The organism is Neobacillus notoginsengisoli (assembly GCF_003515685.1).
GTDB classification, from domain to species: domain Bacteria; phylum Bacillota; class Bacilli; order Bacillales; family Cytobacillaceae; genus Bacillus_D; species Bacillus_D notoginsengisoli.
Genome location: NZ_QWEG01000003.1, coordinates 363,683 through 381,304, shown reverse-complemented (window position 1 = coordinate 381,304; position 17,622 = coordinate 363,683). Strand labels below are relative to the sequence as shown.

Below are 17,622 nucleotides of genomic sequence, written 5' to 3'. Positions count from 1 at the left end.
GCCCAAAATAATAAAATTTTCCAAGAAGGATAAAAATCACTCCTTTCTATCGACAGATTTGTTACAATAGAGTGGCAGTTGCTATTATTCTAACAGTGAATGTGGGGGATTTTTTTTGGAGAAAATCAAGCACAAGTCGGACATTGAAATTGCACAGGAAGCGAAAATGCAGCCAATTACAGAAATTGCTGCAAATGTCGGACTGACAGAAGACGATCTTGAGTTGTACGGAAAGTACAAGGCAAAACTTTCGACAGAGGCATTGAACAGACTGAAGGAAAAGCAACCTGGTAAAATCATTCTTGTAACCGCTATCAATCCGACTCCGGCAGGGGAAGGAAAGTCGACTGTAACAGTCGGACTCGGCGATGCTTTTAACCGGATTGGCAAAAAAGCAATGATCGCGATGCGCGAGCCTTCACTTGGCCCGACGATGGGAATCAAAGGGGGAGCGGCAGGAGGTGGCTATGCTCAGGTACTGCCAATGGAAGACATTAATCTCCATTTTACAGGGGACCTGCATGCCATTACGACCGCCAACAATGCACTTGCAGCTTTAATTGACAACCATCTTCAACAAGGGAATGAACTGCGGATTGACCAGCGGCGAATTGTCTGGAAGCGAGCGGTTGACTTGAATGACCGTGCTTTGAGAAAGGTGATTATCGGTCTCGGCGGACCAATCCAGGGGGTTCCGCGTGAGGACGGTTTCGATATTACTGTAGCATCTGAAATTATGGCTGTGCTTTGCCTAGCGACAGATATGGCCGACCTGAAAAAGAGACTTTCCAGAATGGTTGTTGCCTATAATGATAAAAAAGAGCCTGTCACCGCGGGGGACCTTGGTGTTGAAGGAGCGCTAGCGCTTATTTTGAAGGATGCCATTAGGCCTAACATCGTCCAGACAATTGAACATACACCAGCAATGGTCCACGGCGGCCCATTTGCAAATATTGCCCATGGCTGTAACTCTGTCATCGCCACAACAACGGCAACAAGGCTGGCTGACTATGTGGTCACAGAAGCTGGATTCGGGGCAGACCTTGGTGCGGAAAAGTTTTTGCACATTAAATCACGCAGTGCCGGCATCCGTCCGGAGGCTGTTGTAATCGTTGCAACAATCCGCGCGCTGAAAATGCATGGCGGAGTGCCAAAGAATGAGCTTGGAAAAGAAAATGTGGCTGCTCTTACTCTTGGTGTTGCGAATCTGAAAAAGCATATCGAAACAATCAAAAGATTCGGCCTGCCACCGGTAGTCGCGATCAACCGATTTGTCACTGACTCGGAGGAAGAGGTTAGGGCGCTAATGGATTGGTGCGAGAAGGAAAACGTACCGGCCGCGCTAACTGAGGTTTGGGAAAAAGGCGGAGAAGGCGGCATCGAGCTAGCCCATAAGGTATTAGAAGCAATTGAAAAAGGCGAAAACAATTTTCAGCCGCTTTATGATCTGTCAGATTCCATCGATGAAAAGGTCAGGACGATTGTCCAAAAGGTTTACGGCGGCGTTGATGTTGAATTTTCTACAAAAGCCAAGAAACAGCTTGAAGATTTTGAGAAGCTTGGCTGGTCCAACCTGCCTGTCTGCATGGCAAAAACACAATACTCATTGTCTGATAACCCGGCGCTCGTTGGAAAACCAACTGGGTTCATTATTACCGTCCGTGAATTCAAGCCGTCAATTGGCGCCGGTTTCCTCGTCGCTTTGACTGGTGAGGTTATGACAATGCCAGGCCTGCCGAAAAAACCGGCAGCCATGAACATGGATGTCGATGAAAACGGCCACGCAGTAGGTTTATTCTAGGGAAGAATGATACTATATATGAACGGGGAGGCTCCTGTATAAGGGCCTCTTTGTTATGTATAAAGCGTACACTTTGCGACAGGAAAGCTGCTCTTAGAAGGAATCCAGTCGCATAGCGAGCGTTTGTGCGACATGAATGCAGCTCTTAGAAGGAATTCAGTCGCATAGCGAGCGTTTATGCGACAGTATAGCTGCTCTTAGGAGGAATCCAGTCGCATAGCGAGCGTTTATGCGACATGAAAGCAGCTCTTTGAAGGGATCGAGTCGCATAGCGAGCGTTTATGCGACAGTAAAGCTGCTCTTAGAAGGAATTCAGTCGCATAGCGAGCGTTTGTGCGACATGAATGCAGCTCTTAGAAGGAATTCAGTCGCATAGCGAGCGTTTATGCGACAGTATAGCTGCTCTTAGGAGGAATCCAGTCGCATAGCGAGCTTTTATGCGACATGAAAGCAGCTCTTTGAAGGGATCGAGTCGCATAGCGAGCGTTTATGCGACAGTAAAGCTGCTCTTAGAAGGAATTCAGTCGCATAGCGAGCACTTATGCGACAGGAAAGCTGCTCTTAGAAGGAATCCAGTCGCATAGCGAGCGTTTATGCGACATGAAAGCAGTTCTTTGAAGGGATCGAGTCGCATAGCGAGCACTTATGCGACAGTAAAGCTGCTCTTAGAAGGAATCAAGTCGCATAGCGAGCACTTATGCGACATGAAAACTGCTTTCAGAATGAATCAAGTCGCATAGCGAGAACTTCTGCGACAATAAAACTGCTCTTTGACGGATTTTTTGCAAAAATGAGGTGTCAAATTGTTCGATCCTACAGCATTTGATAATATGAAAGTAATTATTGAAGGAACATTCTATGACCTTGATGCAGATGGAAAAATCATGGTCATGGACAGGAAGGACTTAATGGACCTTGCCAGCATTTCTAGGCAATTTTCACTTTTTTTCTATGTCCCCGAATTCCCTGGAATCGAGGCGGAATTTAGGCTGATAGCGGGTCTCGAAAACCTTGCTTCGGAGCTTTTGGAAAAAGATCAGGCTGGGCCAAAAGCCGGCTGTGAGCTTATCTTGTATTTCAGGGCGGTCCATGACGATTCCCCGCTGATTTATCGTGAGATTCAGACCTATATGGAAACAGCGTGGGGATCTGAACGGAAGATTCTCCAGACGGTATACAGGAACCCGCTTGATGGGCAGCCGGCTGTCATGAATGAAATTGTTGTTGATTTCAATAGGCTCGTAACAGAGAGTCAGCTAGAGGATTTGAAAGACATTCCGGTCTACATGGTGGATGCCATTGGAGGCTTATATTCTTTGCTAGCGGAAGGACGTAGATAACAAGTGGGGAGGATTCAAATGTCAATATACCAATTCGAAGCGAAATCGATAAAAGGTGAAGAAGTCCCAATGTCCCGGTACGAGGGACAGGTTGTTTTAATTGTCAATACAGCGAGCAAATGCGGCTTTACGCCTCAGTATACGGGTTTACAGGAACTATATGAGCGTTACAAGGACAGCGGTTTCACCATACTTGGGTTTCCATGCAATCAATTCGGCGGCCAGGAACCGGGCGATGAGGAAGAAATCCAATCGTTTTGCTCGTTAAACTACGGAGTATCCTTTCCGATATTTTCGAAAGTCGATGTCAATGGGGAAAAAGCACATCCGCTTTTCGCTTATCTAACTGAAGCAGTACCTGGGATTTTGGGAAGCAGAAGTATTAAGTGGAATTTCACAAAATTCTTGATTGGCCGGGATGGAAAGCCAGTAAAAAGGTTCGCACCTCAAGAGAAACCCGAAGAGTTGGCAAAAGAGCTAAAAACTTTACTCTGAATACTGTGACTTTTCTGAAAATAAATATTATAATAATCATGGGAATACACTAATACATAAAAATGTTGCTGCTTTATTGTAAAAAGGGGGAGTTTTTTTGAAAAAAATAGCTTGGGTGACAGATAGCACAGCTTATCTGGATGAGGAACTGAGGAATCATCCAGATTTATACACAATTCCAATTTCCGTCATCCTTGATGATGTGGAATATGCCGATGGGATTGATCTTACAGCTGAGGAGCTATACGCAAAGTTAAAGGTACTGAAAACACCGCCTAAAACGTCCCAGCCGTCTGTCGGAGCATTCCAACAACTATTTGAAAAGCTGGCGAAAAATTACGATGAGATTATTACTGTTCTTTTGTCCTCAAAATTAAGCGGGACCGTCTCGTCCAGCCAGCAGGCAGCCCAGCTTGTCAGCATACCTGTGACAACGATTGACTCAAAAATACTAGCATTCCCTTTATCGGCTTTGTTAAAGAAAGGGATTGCTCTTGAAAAGGAAGGAAAAAACGTAGAGGAAATAACTCGGGAGCTGGAAAAGCTGCGTGACGAAAATGAAACCTACGTCCTTATTGGCAGCCTTGAACAGCTTCACAGGAGCGGCCGTATGAGCGGTGTCCAATTTTTTCTCGGCAGCATGCTTAGCATCACGCCAATCATTTCAATTGTAAATGGCGGATTAGAGACGAAAGAAAAAGTGAGAAATACGAAAAAAGCGAAGGAAAAGATTGAAGGGTATATGAGAGCCGCTTACGAAAAGCATGGCTTTAAAGAAGTCTACCTTCTATATGGCTTCCATGAAGATGCCGCGCTCGACTGGCAAAAGGAATTGGAGCCAAAGTTCCCGGGTCTCACCTTCCGCCGCTGTCCGCTTGGTGCGACCATAGGTGTCCATGCCGGTGAAAACACGCTTGGAATCAGCTGGTATCATCACATCGACTAAAGTGCCAATTCGGCACTTTTTTAATGCCCGAAAGCCCGGCTGCTCGCTGCTGTTCAGCCACTAAGTCTGCCTTTAGAGCCCGAAGGACATGCTGCTTACTGCTGTTCAGCCACTAAGTCTGCCTTTAGAGCCCGAAGGACATGCTGCTTATTGCTGTTCGGCCACTAAGTTGGCCTTTAGAGCCCGCAGGACAGTCTGCTCGCTGCTCTTCGATTAATAAGTCTTCCTTTAGTAGCCGAAGGAGGGTCTGGCAGCTGCTCTTCGATTAATAAGACAGCCTTTAGTAGCCGAAGGAGGGTCTGTCCGTTGCTCTTCGGTTAATAAGACAGCCTTTAGTAGCCGAAGGAGGGCCTGTCCGTTGCTCTTCGGTTAATAAGTTATCCTTTATAGCCCGAAGGACAGCCTACCACCTGCTGTTCGGTCGCTAAGTCTTCCATTTACAGCTTGAAAAATACACCCCCTTGCCCCTTCATGGTAAAATAGCTAGGTGAAAGGGAGTGCGGTTAGTGGATCGGATGATTAACAAAATTGAACGTTTTGTAAAAGAGCAAATGGGCGAAGATGTGACTGGGCATGACTGGCACCACGTCGAACGTGTCAGGAATAACGCTCTTTTAATCGCGGCAAAAGAAAATGCCGGCGACAAATACATAATCGAAATGGCTGCTTTATTGCATGACATTCCTGATGAGAAATTGAATGCTTCGGCCGAAGCTGGCCGTGAGAAGCTTGATTCTTTCCTCGCGTCGCTTGGTTTAGAAGGAGCGGTTAAACAACAAATCAACGAAATTGTTTATTCCATTTCCTTCAAGGGTGGTCAAGGCACGGAGCTTCCTTCCTTTGAGGCAAAAGTTGTCCAAGATGCCGACCGGCTTGACGCAATCGGCGCAATTGGAATCGCGAGGGCTTTTGCTTTTGGCGGAAAAAAAGGACAGCCTATCTACGCGCCAGAACTGACAGTCCGCGAACATATGACACTCGAGGAATACAGGAGTGGTAAGTCGTCCAGTATCAATCATTTTTACGAAAAGCTCCTCAAATTGAAGGACTTGATGAATACAGAAACAGCAAGGCGAATGGCCGAAGAAAGGCAGAGCTTTATGGAAGCCTTTCTCAAACAGTTTTATAGAGAGTGGGAATGCGATAAATGAAAATGCTGACAGTTGAAAACCTCTCGAAAACATATGGCGAGAAAAAATTGTTCAATCACATATCTTTTACAGTTGGCGAAAAGGAAAAAATCGGCCTGATTGGCATTAACGGAACCGGGAAATCTTCTTTATTAAAAATCATCGCAGGAGTTGATGATTCGGATTCGGGCGAAATCAGCGCTTCGAAGGATTACGTGATCGCGTATCTTGATCAAAATCCCGAGATCGATCCTGAACTGACAGTCCTTGACCAAGTATTCCATGGTGATGCCCCTGTTGTAAAAACAATGCGGAACTATGAAAATTGCCTGGCAAGGCTTGAGGCCGACCCCGAAAACCAACAGATTCAGGAAGAGTTATTCCAGCTGCAAAAAGAAATGGATGCTGTAAATGGCTGGGATGCGAGCACGAATGCAAAAACGATTTTGTCCAGGCTTGGCATCGAAGGGTTTAGCAGGAAGGTTGGCGAGCTGTCAGGAGGGCAAAAAAAGAGGGTCGCCCTTGCCGGGGTCCTGATTGAAGCCCCTGATTTGCTGATTCTCGATGAGCCAACAAACCACCTTGATTTTGCATCAGTTAATTGGCTTGAAGATTACCTGAAGGGATATAACGGTTCTGTCATGCTCGTTACCCATGACCGCTATTTTCTCGACCGGGTAACGAACAGGATTATGGAGCTTGATGGCGGAAACCTTTATACGTACAAAGGGAACTATGCCGATTTCCTTGAAGCGAAAGCAATCCGGGAAGAAAATGAGGCAGCGACACTTGATAAACAGAAGAATCTTTTTAGACGTGAATTGGAATGGATCCGCCGGGGAGCACAAGCCCGTTCAACGAAGCAAAAGGCGCGAATCGACCGCTTTGAAAAGCTGGAGGAAAACGTATCCGGTTCCAGATCAGCCGAAAGACTCGATATTTCCTTAAGCGGAAGCCGGCTCGGTAAACAGGTTTTTGAACTGAAGGAAGCAAGCAAAACATTTGGGGGAACGGTTATCCTCGACAAGTTCGACCTGCTTGTAAAACCGGGTGACCGAATCGGGATTATCGGTGGGAACGGAACGGGTAAAACAACCTTGCTGAACATATTGGCAAAAAAGATTCCGCTAGACAGCGGAGAATATCAGATGGGCCAGACAGTGAAGATCGGTTACTATACCCAGGAAAATGAAGACATGGATGAAAACCAGCGAATGATTGAATACATCAAGGAAACGGCCCAGGTAATTGATACCACCGATGGGAAAACAATTTCGGTCTCACAGATGCTTGAGCGCTTCCTCTTCCCGCCAGCTACCCATGGAACACCGATCAGGAAGCTGTCCGGAGGGGAAAGGCGAAGGCTGTATCTCCTGAAAATTTTGATGGAAGCACCGAATGTCCTCTTGCTGGATGAGCCGACAAATGACCTCGATACACAAACGCTGACAGTTCTTGAAGATTATCTTGAAGACTTTCCTGGTGTGGTCATCACCGTATCCCATGACCGGTATTTTCTTGATAAGGTTGCCGAACAGCTGTTGATTTTGCATGGCGGCGGCAAAACCGGCTCATTTTACGGGAATTATTCTGAATATATGGAGCAGGAAGCAGTAAAAAGCGCACCGGCTGGAAAACCTGCGGGAGAAAGCCAGCCGGCACGGGTCCGGGAGAAAAAGAAAAGAATGTCCTACCAGGAGCAGAAGGATTGGGAAACAATCGATGACAAAATTGCTTCGGTTGAGAGCAGGCTGGAGGAAATCTCCGGTGAAATGGCCACTACCGGCAGCAATTTCGAGCTTGCCCACAACTTGATGAAGGAAGATTCGGAGCTTAATGAAGAACTTGAAAGGCTCATTGAGCGGTGGTCGTATCTTTCCGAACTGGCTGAGGGCTGACGACTATCCGGGCGATTCTAACGGGATGTATTTCAACTCGTTTATTTTCTCAAAAATAGCCAATCCATTGAGTATGAAATGGCATGGGCATTATGATACAGTAAAAGTGAGGTGAGCATAGTGAAAATTGTGTCTATTGAACCGACTCCGAGCCCGAATACAATGAAAATTAATCTCGATCAGAAGCTGCCAATGGGCAAGAGCCATAATTATAAAAGGGATAAACAGGAAGGCGCGCCTTCCGTAATCCGAAAGATCCTTGAAATTGAGGGGATTAAAGGGGTTTACCATGTCGCGGACTTTATTGCGATTGAACGAAATGCCAAGTATGACTGGAAGGACCTGCTAGCAAAAGTAAGAGAGGCCTTCGGTGAAGAATCCGAAAGCCCGGACACCGGAATGGAAGCTGTTACCGGATTTGGCGAAATCCAAGTGCAGGTGCAAATGTTTAAAGAAATCCCGCTCCAGGTAAAATTAATGGACGGGAATGAGGAAAGGCGTTTTGGCATGCCGGAAAACTTCCTTGCTGCCAGGGAGAAAGCCCAATTAGAAGGTGAAAACTATATCCTTCTTAGGAAATGGCAGGATTTCGGCATCCGATACGGGGACTTTGACCAAATCGGGAAAGAAGTGGTCGAAGAGCTGACGGCGGCCTATCCGCAGTCCCGCCTGGATGAACTCGTCAAAGCCGCTGAGGCAGGCGGAGTGAACGCACCGGTACGCCAGATGCGCGAGCGTCATAAAGTTACCTTGGAAGACCTGGAAAATCCCGACTGGCGGATCCGCTACCAAAAGCTTGAGCAAATGCCAGACCCTGAGCTGGAAGATTTGCCACTGCTTGAGAAAGCGCTCCTAGATGAAAAAGCTTCAATCAGGAGGCTCGCAACTGTCTATCTGGGCATGATTGAAGATAAGGCAGTGCTGCCAGTGCTTTATAAGGCATTGAAGGATAAAACGGTCACGGTCAGAAGGACAGCCGGAGACTGCATGTCAGACCTTGGTTTCCCTGAGGCAGGCCCAGCAATGGCTGAAGCACTGAAAGATCCGAACAAACTTGTCCGCTGGCGCGCGGCGATGTTCCTTTTCGAAGTAGGGGATGAATCGGCCCTTCCTGCTTTGAAGGAAGCAGCGAACGATCCGGAATTCGAGGTTGCCATGCAAGTGCAGATGGCCATCGCGCGGATCGAAGGCGGCGAAGAGGCAAAAGGATCTGTTTGGAAACAAATGACCGAAGCCAGGAAAGCTGGGTTGTAGGGTTTTTGGCAAAATATCGTTTAGACTTTTTCAAAAGTAAAAAAGGCTAATTTACTTTGTGGCCATTTTTTGAAAAGCTTTGTTTTGCTAAGTGGGCGGAAGAGGGCTAGTAATATTAGGTGATTACTCGTATAGGCATTAGATAGTAGATTCTCACTATACATTCAATTTGAGTAGTGAATTAGTGTAGTGGTATGACTATAAGCAATTAGTTAACCTCAGAGACTGACTAGTCATTTGGCTGATTTTTGCAAAAAAGACTAGTTAAATACCAAAGAATAACTAGGTATTATGAATTAAAAAACCGTCGATTAACTAGTGAAAACTCACTAGCCTAAGATCTTGCCTTGAATTACCGACCTAAAATACTTTTTATTCAAGACTTTTAATTGGAGGGATATGTATGTCAATGGCATATGAAGAATACATGAGGCAAATGGTGCAGCCGATGAGGGATGAGCTGACCAATGCAGGATTTACGGAGCTTAAGACGTCAGAAGAAGTTGAAGAATTTATGAAGGAAGCGAAAGGGACTGCGCTTGTAGTTGTCAATTCTGTTTGCGGCTGTGCGGCCGGCCTTGCCCGTCCAGCGGTCACCCAGTCTGTTTTGAATAGTGACAAGAAACCGGATCGTTTGGTAACGGTTTTTGCCGGTCAAGACAAGGAAGCTACCGCGAAAATGCGCGAGTTTTTTGGGGATATAGAGCCTTCCTCGCCATCAGTCGCCCTTGTAAAGGACGGGAAAGTTGTCCACTTCATTCCAAGGCATGACATCGAAGGCAACACGCTGGAAGGCATCATGGAAAATCTGTCATCTGCATTTGCAGCGAATTGTTAAAAGGATGCCATTCGGCGTCCTTTTTTGTGGCTAAGGTTGCCTGTCACGACCGCGCTAGCGCATCTTGTTCACGAAGGGAAAGAGTTTATGTTTGTAACGACTGCAGGCAGAGTAAATGAAAAGATGATTGACTCGGCAAAGAGTGTTTCAACACAACTTGGCATTCCTTATGTGCCGCGAAGGAAAAAGTCAATCCAACAATTGCAATCGGAGGCCCAAAGCAGCTGTATCGTCACCGGGAATGAACGGTTCAATCTGTTTGCGTACGGGGAAAGTGACCCTTTCTATTTCCACCCGTCTTCTGCGATGTTCCGGGTGAAGCGGCTCCTAGATGGAGGGACTGACCCGCTAATTGAAGCCGCTGATTTAAAGGACGGCGAATCGTTCCTTGATTGCACCCTCGGGCTCGCATCCGATTCGATCGTCGCGAGCTGCGTGATAGGTGAAAGTGGGAATGTCACGGGAATTGAAGGGAATCAATACGTCTCTTTTATTGTCAAAAATGGCCTGAAGACATGGGATTCAGGACTTAGCGCTTTGGACGAAGCGATGCAGCGGGTGAATGTCATCCATCGTGAGGCGGTCGCCTTTTTGAAAACCCAGCCGGACAATTCTTGGGATTGTGTCTATTTCGATCCGATGTTTGAAGAAAGCATTGAAGAGTCAGAAGGGATCAAGGGGCTTAGGCAGTTCGCACTACATGGCGGTATTGGCGCCGAGGAGTTCGCCGAGGCATACAGAGTGGCGAGAAAAAGGGTTGTTCTTAAAGACCATTATAAAAGTCGGCGATTCGATTTGTATGATTTTAAGCGGACGATCAGAAAAACAGCTAAATTCCATTTTGGCTATATTGAAAAAAACTAAAAGCCGGCTCCCAGGCCGGCTTTCCTAATTCTTAATCCCATATTGCCAAATAAATAAAGTAGCCCAACATTATTAGGCAACCCGCAGCAATTACCCAACTCATCATCCACACCCCTGTCATCTATTTTCTACACTATACTATCTATTACTATCTATTATCCACTATAAAAAACTTTAAAACAATATTACCCACTCTAGCCCAAAAAGGAGTATAATAGAAAAAAGATAAAAATTATTTTGAAAAGGGGCTGGGGATATGAAAAAGTGGCTGAGGAAATCGTTTGTTGTCATGGTTTCTTTACTGACCTTTGGATTGGTCACGCCTCACCAGCCGGGTTTCCTGGATCGAATAAAATCTGACAACGACTCCTCGGAACGTGAATCGGTAAATAGTGATGCTGTTCATAGTGCTAACTTTGAAAGACAAAGCCCGGCTGACAGGGACACGATGATTGAAAATATGGTCAAGCTTGCAGAAGCGCGTTCCTATGAAAAGTTCGGAACGAAAATCAGGCCAGTCATCGAAAATGAGTTTAAAGAAATCATTCTTCCTAATATTGAAAAGGCGATTGCCGAAACAGCGATCCTGTTTCCTGATGAAGACCTTGCTGCGCTTGCCATTTCTGAACAGCCAGGAGGAGGACATTCCGAAAAAATCTTCAATGTTAAACATAGCCGGACCGGAGACCATATCATCCGTTTCCACGTGAGACGCGATAACCCGCCGCAATCAGGCTATTGGTTTAACTTCCATTATCATACCTTCCACGATAACTTTGTCGATCATCATGACCTCGGCAGCATTTATTGGGATAAAAATACGCCTCCGAAGTGGATGGCCTAAATAGGACTTTCCAACCCGGCAAATGCCGGGTTTTTTAATTCACTGTAAAATTATTATGTAAACCCTCTTTTTGGAATCTTAGGAATATCGGTTCGTTCATGCAAACATTGAGATTGAAGGGTTTACCAAAAATATCCTCAAGCTCCCACACCATTGCCATGCTATAATTCTGTTAGACTAACAATATATTTACAGGGGAAAAGAGAATTGAAAAAATTAATATATATTCTGGGTCCCATCATTTTGCTTCTTACCTTTCTCACCACTTCCAAAGCGGCTCCTGGTGGGGTTGCATTGAACGATTACAAAGATAAACAGGCATTCATGCACTATGCATATAATCAATCTGTAAACATATCAAGTTTAGAGAAAATCATCTTTTTGCCGGAAGAGCCGTTCCATATTGCTGAAGCATCCCAGATTGTCAACAGGCTGGCAACGCTGCCCGCACCCCTGCTTAGCAAAATTGACAAAGCTGGAATTTCCGTCCGGCTTTTTGAAGGGAAGCTGACAGACAACCCAAGTGTAAAGCACCTAAAGGGCGTTACTCCGCGCGGCTATAAGGGTGGAGCAACTTGGGACGATGTTCCCGGTATAGGCGGCTCGAACGTTGTCCTTGTGAAAATCGGCGCTAGTGAAATAGGAAAAGGCCATGGATCAGTCAATCTCGAACTTCACGAGCTGGCCCACTCAATTGACAATAAAGTTTACGGGCATCTCACACAAAAGGAATCATTTAAAAAGGTATGGGAACAGGAACGTGACAGCCTTTTTCCAGGCAGGGATTATTTTCTTCTCTATCCCGAGGAATATTTTGCAGAAGCATTTGCACTTTATTATTTAGACGGTGAAACGAACGCGCTTCTTAAAGAAAAAGCACCTTTAACATACGAAATGATTAAGGACCTGGACTAATTTATTCTTCCAGCGTCCTTTATTTGATACGATATTCATTTCCTCATCTAAGAAATGCCCACTCTTAAATAGTCCATATGCAAAATTTCGCCAATAATGTTAGATTAGGTTACAGGGATCATAAATGGTGTAACTCGCTGATGCTAAGAACAATGCAAAAATGATGCTTCCATACATGGGTTCATATACTATCAAGGTTGAGTAGTTTTTATTAAGGAAAAGGGAGAGATGGATTTGCAGCATGAGGAGAATCAATATCTGGATTTATGCAAAAAAATATTAGAAACTGGAGCCAAAAAAGAGGACCGCACAGGTACGGGTACATATTCCATCTTCGGGCAGCAGATGCGTTTTGATCTTCAGAAGGGTTTTCCGTTGCTCACCACAAAACGAATTCCTTTCAGGCTCATTGTGTCTGAATTGCTATGGTTTTTAAAGGGAGACACCAACATCCGGTACCTTCTCCGGCACAACAACAATATTTGGAACGAGTGGGCGTTCAAACGGTGGGTGGAGAACCCAGAATACAAAGGTCCCGATATGACAGATTTCGGAATCCGTTCACAGCAAGACGAGGACTTTAACAAGTTGTACGTGGAAGAAATGGACAAATTCAAGAAACGCATCCTCGAGGATGATGAGTTTGCCGCCAAGTACGGGGAACTTGGCGACGTGTACGGGAAACAATGGCGGGCATGGAAGACTTCCACTGGGGAGACCATCGACCAAATCAAGGATGTCATTCAAATGATTAAAACGAATCCAGACTCTAGGAGATTGATCGTGTCGGCCTGGAACCCGGAAGATATCCCATCGATGGCCTTGCCGCCATGCCACACCCTCTTCCAATTTTATGTGGCGGAAGGCAAACTAAGCTGTCAGCTTTACCAACGGAGCGGTGACCACTTTTTAGGAGTCCCGTTCAATGTGGCATCGTATGCTCTATTAACCCATATTATCGCACAAGAATGCGGACTTGATGTCGGGGAGTTCGTTCATACTATCGGAGATGCACATATTTATTCCAACCATGTGGAGCAGGTAAATACCCAAATGGGAAGGGAACCTAGACCGTTTCCAACCTTGCATTTGAATCCTGACAAGCCTTCCGTTTTCGATTTTGATGTGGAGGATATCAAGTTGGAAGGATATAATCCTCATCCGGCTATCAAGGCGCCAGTGGCGGTATAAGAAACAGCATAGGAACTTAACAAAGAGGCATCAGTATATGAAAGGAGGTGTGAGTGTATGATTTCGTTCATTTGGGCGATGGATAAAAACAGGGTCATCGGCAAGGAAAACCAGCTGCCGTGGCATCTTCCCGAAGACCTTAAATTTTTCAAAACATCGACAATGGGACATCCGATCGCAATGGGCAGGAAAACCCACGACTCGATTGGCCGCATCCTGCCGGGCAGGGAGAATATTATCATTACCCGGAACAAGGATTATACATGTGAAGGCTGTACAGTGTTTTATTCAACTGAGGATTTCGTTGATTTTTGCAAAAAGAAAGACGAGGAAGTTTTCGTGATTGGCGGGGCGGAAATTTTCCGTGAGATGTTCCCGTTTGCGGACAAGCTCTACATAACCTATATTAACGAAGAATTTGAGGGGGATACGTTTTTTCCTGAATTTGATCTGAGTGAGTGGGAATTGCTTTGTTCAGAAAAAGGGATACGGAATGAGAAAAATCCTTATGGGTACGAATTTCGGATCTATGAGCGTAAATAGCCATTAACATGCAAAAACATCAGCAAAGGGCTGATGTTTTTGCGGTTATTCATTGATTGCTTTGTTCATACTCGTCTAGCTTGCCAAGCATTTGCCGGAAAGCATCCGGCTTGAGAAACTCTTCTTCCTTCAGATGGGCCTTGATCCAGGAAATTAGTTCAGAAGGGCTGTTAAAAAAGACTCCGCTTGTATCGCTTTTCCGGACCATATAACGGCCGTTATCGTCATCGATTGTGATTTCCACCGGCAGGACACACTCAAAGTTATCGAGTGAAAATTCCAAGCTGTCCACTCCCTTCTATAATTGATTTTTTTGCTTGCTCAGGGTGCTTTTTCTTAGTATATGTTATTCTGACAAATGAAATCAACAAAAAAAGTATAGAAATTTCAAAATATTGTGAACGTTGGTAAAAACCTTTTAAACATTGACTAACACCCCTGTAATTGTTAAATTGGACATGCAGGGAAGAGGTTTCCATTCCTAGGCTTATTTGTGAAAGTTATATGTATTTTCGCTTGTTTTTGACCCAAGGTGTTTATAAAGTACTATAATCATAGTAGATTCACTTATAGAAAGGGATGTTAACGTATGCTAAATAATATTGGCGTTCCCGGCTTAATTTTGATACTAGTTCTTGCCCTCATCATTTTTGGACCTAAAAAGCTTCCAGAAATCGGCCGCGCTTTCGGCCAGACACTTCGTGAATTCAAGAAATCGACTCGTGAATTGACAAGCGATGTTATGGAAGATTTTGAAGAAGAAAAGAAAAAAGCAACAAAATAAGGTGTAAGATTCCGGTCTTGCACCTTTTTTCTTAAAGTTTAATTCGTTTTAACCGGGGGTTCACGGCCTTGCAGCTTGAAAGCGAAGCTTGGGTAGGGCCCCTTTTCTTATACACATATCCGTATGCTGCCCGCGTAAAAAAAATCCGGGCTGCAGCAATCTACAACGCATTGGCAGGGAGAACATTATGGAAGATAAAGAATTAAATGTAGTTGACCATCTTGATGAACTTCGCAAAAGAATCATCATCTCTGCAGTGGCATTTGTCGCCTTTTTTATCGCAGGTTTTTATTATGTTGAGGACATCTACCACTGGTTTGTACGTGATCTCGATGTGAAATTAATTGTCCTTGGGCCAAGTGATATCGTCTGGGTTTATTTTACACTGGCATCCCTGATTGCCATAGCAGGAACGATTCCTATATTGGCTATCCAGATCTGGCTCTTCGTAAAACCAGCGCTGAAGCCGATTGAAAGAAGGATTTCGCTTTCGTATATCCCGGCCTTATTCATTTTGTTTATTTTGGGAATGGCCTTTGGCTATTTTGTTATTTTTCCGAATGTCATGAAGTTCCTTGTCAATCTGGGCGGAGACATGCTTGTCACCAATTTTACGGCTGAAAAGTATTTCCGGTTCATTCTAAATATGACGCTTCCTTTCGGTGTCCTGTTCGAACTTCCGCCGGTGGTTATGTTCCTTACTTCGCTTGGCATATTAAATCCTTACGTTCTGACGAAAATACGCAAATATGCTTACTTTATATTAATTATCATTGCAGTTATCATCACGCCTCCAGATCCTGTTTCTGATTTCCTGGTCAGCATTCCGCTGCTGCTCCTGTATGAAATTTCAGTGAATTTATCAAAATTTGTCTATAAAAAACGGATGAAAAAACTTGCTGATGATGAAACGGAAATTGCCGCTGAATGATGTTTAAAGCTGTTCCTGAAAAGTCGTTAACCGCGGCTGTTTTGGGAGCGGCTTTTTGTTTTATGACATCGTGGTTGTCTCCTGAATGGTCGGGGATGCGACGGTTATAGGATATCATTCATCGGGCTGGGAACGGGGGCACCTGCTTCTGGAAACGCCTTTTGGCTTTAAACGGATTCTGAACCGGTTGAACGGGACAAATGTTTCCGAAAATCTGTTAAATAAATTTACCACGTTGCACTGATATTGTCCCCTATAAGTAGACATTCAAATAAAACTCCGTATACCATGGAGGAAAGAATGTGACTTGGAGGGGATTTTCTATGGCCAAAAAAGGACAGACATTTAAGAGCTACTCAGAAGAATTCAAGCTCAATGCCGTGATGAAATATGTGAACGGTTCAAAAAGTTATAAAGTATTGGCGAGGAGTTGGGAATACGGAATTGTAGCCAGCTGAAGGTCTTGGTTAGGAAATGGAAAAGCAGAGAGGCTTTTGATCAACGTAAGGGGGTTAACCATTTTTGTAATCTTTCCAAAAACCGGAATAGCCGCCGAAAAGTTAAAAGTTGATTTAACCACATCTCCTGATGCCTTTTTGTTTCAATTAACAAATTTGGTACCTGGAGACTGGGCTAATAGGACTCTTTTAATTAAGAATAACGGTGAAGAGGACTATACTTATATTACCTCAAGTAAGTTGAAAAAGGGGTCAAAAAAGTTTTATCACAAGCTTTGGTTAAAAGTATCGGATCATAAAGAAGTGCTATTTGAAGGTAAATTAAAAGATTTTAATAATCTCGAAGAACGATTTTTGAAAAAAGGAAAATCAGAAGAACTCTTCTTCACGGTAAAACTTCCCGAGGAGTTGGGAAATGAGTTTAGGGATTAGAATGTGAGGTTGAATTTACGTTTTATGCCGAAAGTGCTGAAACAGATGAAATACCACCTGGTGAAGTACCTGGAGGACCTGGAAATCCGATAAAGCCTGAAAATCCTGGTTTATCACCTCTATCCAATACAGCCACAGAGATGTTTAACTTAATCGCGATTGGAGGAATCTTGGTTATTGCTGGGATTGGATTAAGAATGGTGATTAAAAAAAGAAGTTTTATAAAAAGAGTTTAACCAGGCCCTGATGTGGTAATAGAATATCGGGGTCTGTTTTTATTTAATTATACATATAGTTAATTTGATTAGATAAAGTGATAAAAGGGGGATTTTTTGGAATGTTTATGAAAGTGTGTACTGAGTGCCGAAAACCGTCATTCAGCAGCTGTGACACAGGCACATGGCTTTGCTCTGTGTGCGGGGAGGATATTTCCAGTGTGAAATTGCAGGCTCCTGAATCAAGGCCAAAGCATGTGGAGTTGATGGCTGTCAAATTTGGTGAGCAGCCAATTGAAATAGACCACCGGCAAGAGTATGCATGCCATTTTGAATGAAATGGAAATATTTTAGAAATCTGATCATAATCAGAGACATTTCGGGCGGTACATAAGGTATAATATAGTCAAACGGGTGAAAAAGAGGATTGATATTTTGTTAGTGAAAAGCCTGGAGTTCAAAAATGCTGTTGGACAGAAGGTTAAAGTTGTTGAGATTCCTGTATTGGAGGAAGGAAACCCTTATAGTTTCCTGATTCGATTCCGTTTGCAAGCATTCGTTACATCAATTTATGGGGAAAAGCAGCCGAAAAACTGCTATTCCTTTCGGGATTATTTGAAGAGAGCCTTGAGATGGCCTGACTATGAACAGATTTTTCATACGACAGAACTAAAAAACAATGCTTAATGATGTGGGTACCGGGAAACCGGTACTCTTTTTATATCATCCACCGCGGCGAATCT

At 44.4% G+C, this 17,622-nt stretch carries 20 protein-coding genes; 19 read left to right on the top strand and 1 reads right to left on the bottom strand.

All coding sequences use genetic code 11. The features are described from left to right. Positions 1-124: 124 nt before the first annotated feature. The 13 genes from D1B31_RS06570 to D1B31_RS06510 all read left to right on the top strand — a co-directional run bounded on the left by D1B31_RS06570 (position 125) and on the right by D1B31_RS06510 (position 14,059). On the top strand, positions 125-1,801 hold the full coding sequence (locus D1B31_RS06570) for a formate--tetrahydrofolate ligase (protein ID WP_420846077.1): 1,677 nt from the start codon (positions 125-127) through the stop codon (positions 1,799-1,801). An 803-nt stretch (positions 1,802-2,604) separates the two neighbouring features. Beyond that, positions 2,605-3,141, top strand: a complete 537-nt coding sequence (locus D1B31_RS06565) for a hypothetical protein (protein WP_118919936.1) — start codon at positions 2,605-2,607, stop codon at positions 3,139-3,141. A gap of 18 nt (positions 3,142-3,159) precedes the next feature. Continuing rightward, entirely contained in the window at positions 3,160-3,636 is a 477-nt protein-coding gene (locus tag D1B31_RS06560; RefSeq protein WP_118919935.1) for a glutathione peroxidase, read from the top strand. Positions 3,637-3,733: 97 nt separating this feature from the next. Next, a complete protein-coding gene (locus D1B31_RS06555) occupies positions 3,734-4,582 on the top strand; it encodes a DegV family protein (protein WP_118919934.1) in 849 nt (282 codons plus the stop codon). 515 nt (positions 4,583-5,097) lie between these two features. Next, positions 5,098-5,733, top strand: coding sequence for an HD domain-containing protein (locus tag D1B31_RS06550; RefSeq protein ID WP_118919998.1), 636 nt, complete (start codon positions 5,098-5,100; stop codon positions 5,731-5,733). Then, positions 5,730-7,610: an ABC-F family ATP-binding cassette domain-containing protein gene (locus tag D1B31_RS06545; RefSeq protein ID WP_118919933.1), complete on the top strand. Its 1,881-nt coding sequence runs from the start codon at positions 5,730-5,732 to the stop codon at positions 7,608-7,610. The genes D1B31_RS06550 and D1B31_RS06545 overlap by 4 nt, the downstream gene beginning before the upstream one ends. 120 nt (positions 7,611-7,730) lie before the next feature. Next, positions 7,731-8,864 carry a conserved virulence factor C family protein gene (locus D1B31_RS06540; RefSeq protein ID WP_118919932.1) on the top strand — a complete coding sequence of 378 codons (1,134 nt, stop codon included), beginning with the start codon at positions 7,731-7,733 and terminating at the stop codon, positions 8,862-8,864. A 403-nt stretch (positions 8,865-9,267) separates the two neighbouring features. After that, positions 9,268-9,702, top strand: a complete 435-nt coding sequence (locus D1B31_RS06535) for a BrxA/BrxB family bacilliredoxin (protein ID WP_118919931.1) — start codon at positions 9,268-9,270, stop codon at positions 9,700-9,702. 87 nt (positions 9,703-9,789) lie between these two features. Then, positions 9,790-10,566 carry a class I SAM-dependent methyltransferase gene (locus tag D1B31_RS06530; RefSeq protein WP_118919930.1) on the top strand — a complete coding sequence of 259 codons (777 nt, stop codon included), beginning with the start codon at positions 9,790-9,792 and terminating at the stop codon, positions 10,564-10,566. A gap of 256 nt (positions 10,567-10,822) precedes the next feature. After that, positions 10,823-11,410 (top strand): YpjP family protein, encoded by a 588-nt coding sequence (locus D1B31_RS06525; protein ID WP_118919929.1) that lies wholly within the window; start codon positions 10,823-10,825, stop codon positions 11,408-11,410. Positions 11,411-11,617: 207 nt separating this feature from the next. Continuing rightward, the gene (locus D1B31_RS06520; RefSeq protein WP_118919928.1) at positions 11,618-12,325 is read left to right on the top strand and encodes an anthrax toxin lethal factor-related metalloendopeptidase; all 708 of its coding nucleotides are present in this window, start codon (positions 11,618-11,620) and stop codon (positions 12,323-12,325) included. 228 nt (positions 12,326-12,553) lie between these two features. Beyond that, positions 12,554-13,516 (top strand): thymidylate synthase, encoded by a 963-nt coding sequence (locus tag D1B31_RS06515; protein WP_420846074.1) that lies wholly within the window; start codon positions 12,554-12,556, stop codon positions 13,514-13,516. Positions 13,517-13,573: 57 nt separating this feature from the next. Next, positions 13,574-14,059 (top strand): dihydrofolate reductase, encoded by a 486-nt coding sequence (locus D1B31_RS06510; RefSeq protein WP_118919927.1) that lies wholly within the window; start codon positions 13,574-13,576, stop codon positions 14,057-14,059. Between the two features lie 49 nt (positions 14,060-14,108). Here D1B31_RS06510 and D1B31_RS06505 read toward each other — a convergent pair whose 3' ends face one another. Next, complete coding sequence (locus tag D1B31_RS06505; protein ID WP_118919926.1) at positions 14,109-14,342, bottom strand: hypothetical protein; 234 nt, start codon at positions 14,340-14,342, stop codon at positions 14,109-14,111. Positions 14,343-14,648: 306 nt separating this feature from the next. Here D1B31_RS06505 and tatA point away from each other — a divergent pair, with 306 nt between their 5' ends. The 6 genes from tatA to D1B31_RS06475 all read left to right on the top strand — a co-directional run bounded on the left by tatA (position 14,649) and on the right by D1B31_RS06475 (position 17,566). Continuing rightward, the gene (tatA, locus tag D1B31_RS06500) at positions 14,649-14,843 is read left to right on the top strand and encodes a twin-arginine translocase TatA/TatE family subunit (protein WP_118919925.1); all 195 of its coding nucleotides are present in this window, start codon (positions 14,649-14,651) and stop codon (positions 14,841-14,843) included. Positions 14,844-15,030: 187 nt separating this feature from the next. Further along, a complete protein-coding gene (gene tatC / locus D1B31_RS06495) occupies positions 15,031-15,774 on the top strand; it encodes a twin-arginine translocase subunit TatC (RefSeq protein WP_118919924.1) in 744 nt (247 codons plus the stop codon). A gap of 323 nt (positions 15,775-16,097) precedes the next feature. Next, positions 16,098-16,232 (top strand): transposase, encoded by a 135-nt coding sequence (locus tag D1B31_RS24605; protein ID WP_118919923.1) that lies wholly within the window; start codon positions 16,098-16,100, stop codon positions 16,230-16,232. 36 nt (positions 16,233-16,268) lie between these two features. After that, complete coding sequence (locus D1B31_RS06485; protein ID WP_118919922.1) at positions 16,269-16,664, top strand: hypothetical protein; 396 nt, start codon at positions 16,269-16,271, stop codon at positions 16,662-16,664. A gap of 337 nt (positions 16,665-17,001) precedes the next feature. Continuing rightward, the gene (locus D1B31_RS06480; protein ID WP_118919921.1) at positions 17,002-17,217 is read left to right on the top strand and encodes a hypothetical protein; all 216 of its coding nucleotides are present in this window, start codon (positions 17,002-17,004) and stop codon (positions 17,215-17,217) included. Positions 17,218-17,314: 97 nt separating this feature from the next. Next, on the top strand, positions 17,315-17,566 hold the full coding sequence (locus D1B31_RS06475; protein WP_118919920.1) for a DUF2535 family protein: 252 nt from the start codon (positions 17,315-17,317) through the stop codon (positions 17,564-17,566). Positions 17,567-17,622: the final 56 nt, after the last annotated feature.

Coding starts and splice junctions, on each gene's coding strand:
- D1B31_RS06510 (WP_118919927.1), top strand. CDS start 13,574: ATGATTTCGTTCATTTGGGCGATGGATAAAAACAGGGTCATCGGCAAG.
- tatA (WP_118919925.1), top strand. CDS start 14,649: ATGCTAAATAATATTGGCGTTCCCGGCTTAATTTTGATACTAGTTCTT.
- D1B31_RS06550 (WP_118919998.1), top strand. CDS start 5,098: ATGATTAACAAAATTGAACGTTTTGTAAAAGAGCAAATGGGCGAAGAT.
- D1B31_RS06515 (WP_420846074.1), top strand. CDS start 12,554: ATGGATTTGCAGCATGAGGAGAATCAATATCTGGATTTATGCAAAAAA.
- D1B31_RS06480 (WP_118919921.1), top strand. CDS start 17,002: ATGTTTATGAAAGTGTGTACTGAGTGCCGAAAACCGTCATTCAGCAGC.
- D1B31_RS06525 (WP_118919929.1), top strand. CDS start 10,823: ATGAAAAAGTGGCTGAGGAAATCGTTTGTTGTCATGGTTTCTTTACTG.
- D1B31_RS06535 (WP_118919931.1), top strand. CDS start 9,268: ATGTCAATGGCATATGAAGAATACATGAGGCAAATGGTGCAGCCGATG.
- D1B31_RS06545 (WP_118919933.1), top strand. CDS start 5,730: ATGAAAATGCTGACAGTTGAAAACCTCTCGAAAACATATGGCGAGAAA.
- D1B31_RS24605 (WP_118919923.1), top strand. CDS start 16,098: ATGGCCAAAAAAGGACAGACATTTAAGAGCTACTCAGAAGAATTCAAG.
- tatC (WP_118919924.1), top strand. CDS start 15,031: ATGGAAGATAAAGAATTAAATGTAGTTGACCATCTTGATGAACTTCGC.
- D1B31_RS06560 (WP_118919935.1), top strand. CDS start 3,160: ATGTCAATATACCAATTCGAAGCGAAATCGATAAAAGGTGAAGAAGTC.
- D1B31_RS06530 (WP_118919930.1), top strand. CDS start 9,790: ATGTTTGTAACGACTGCAGGCAGAGTAAATGAAAAGATGATTGACTCG.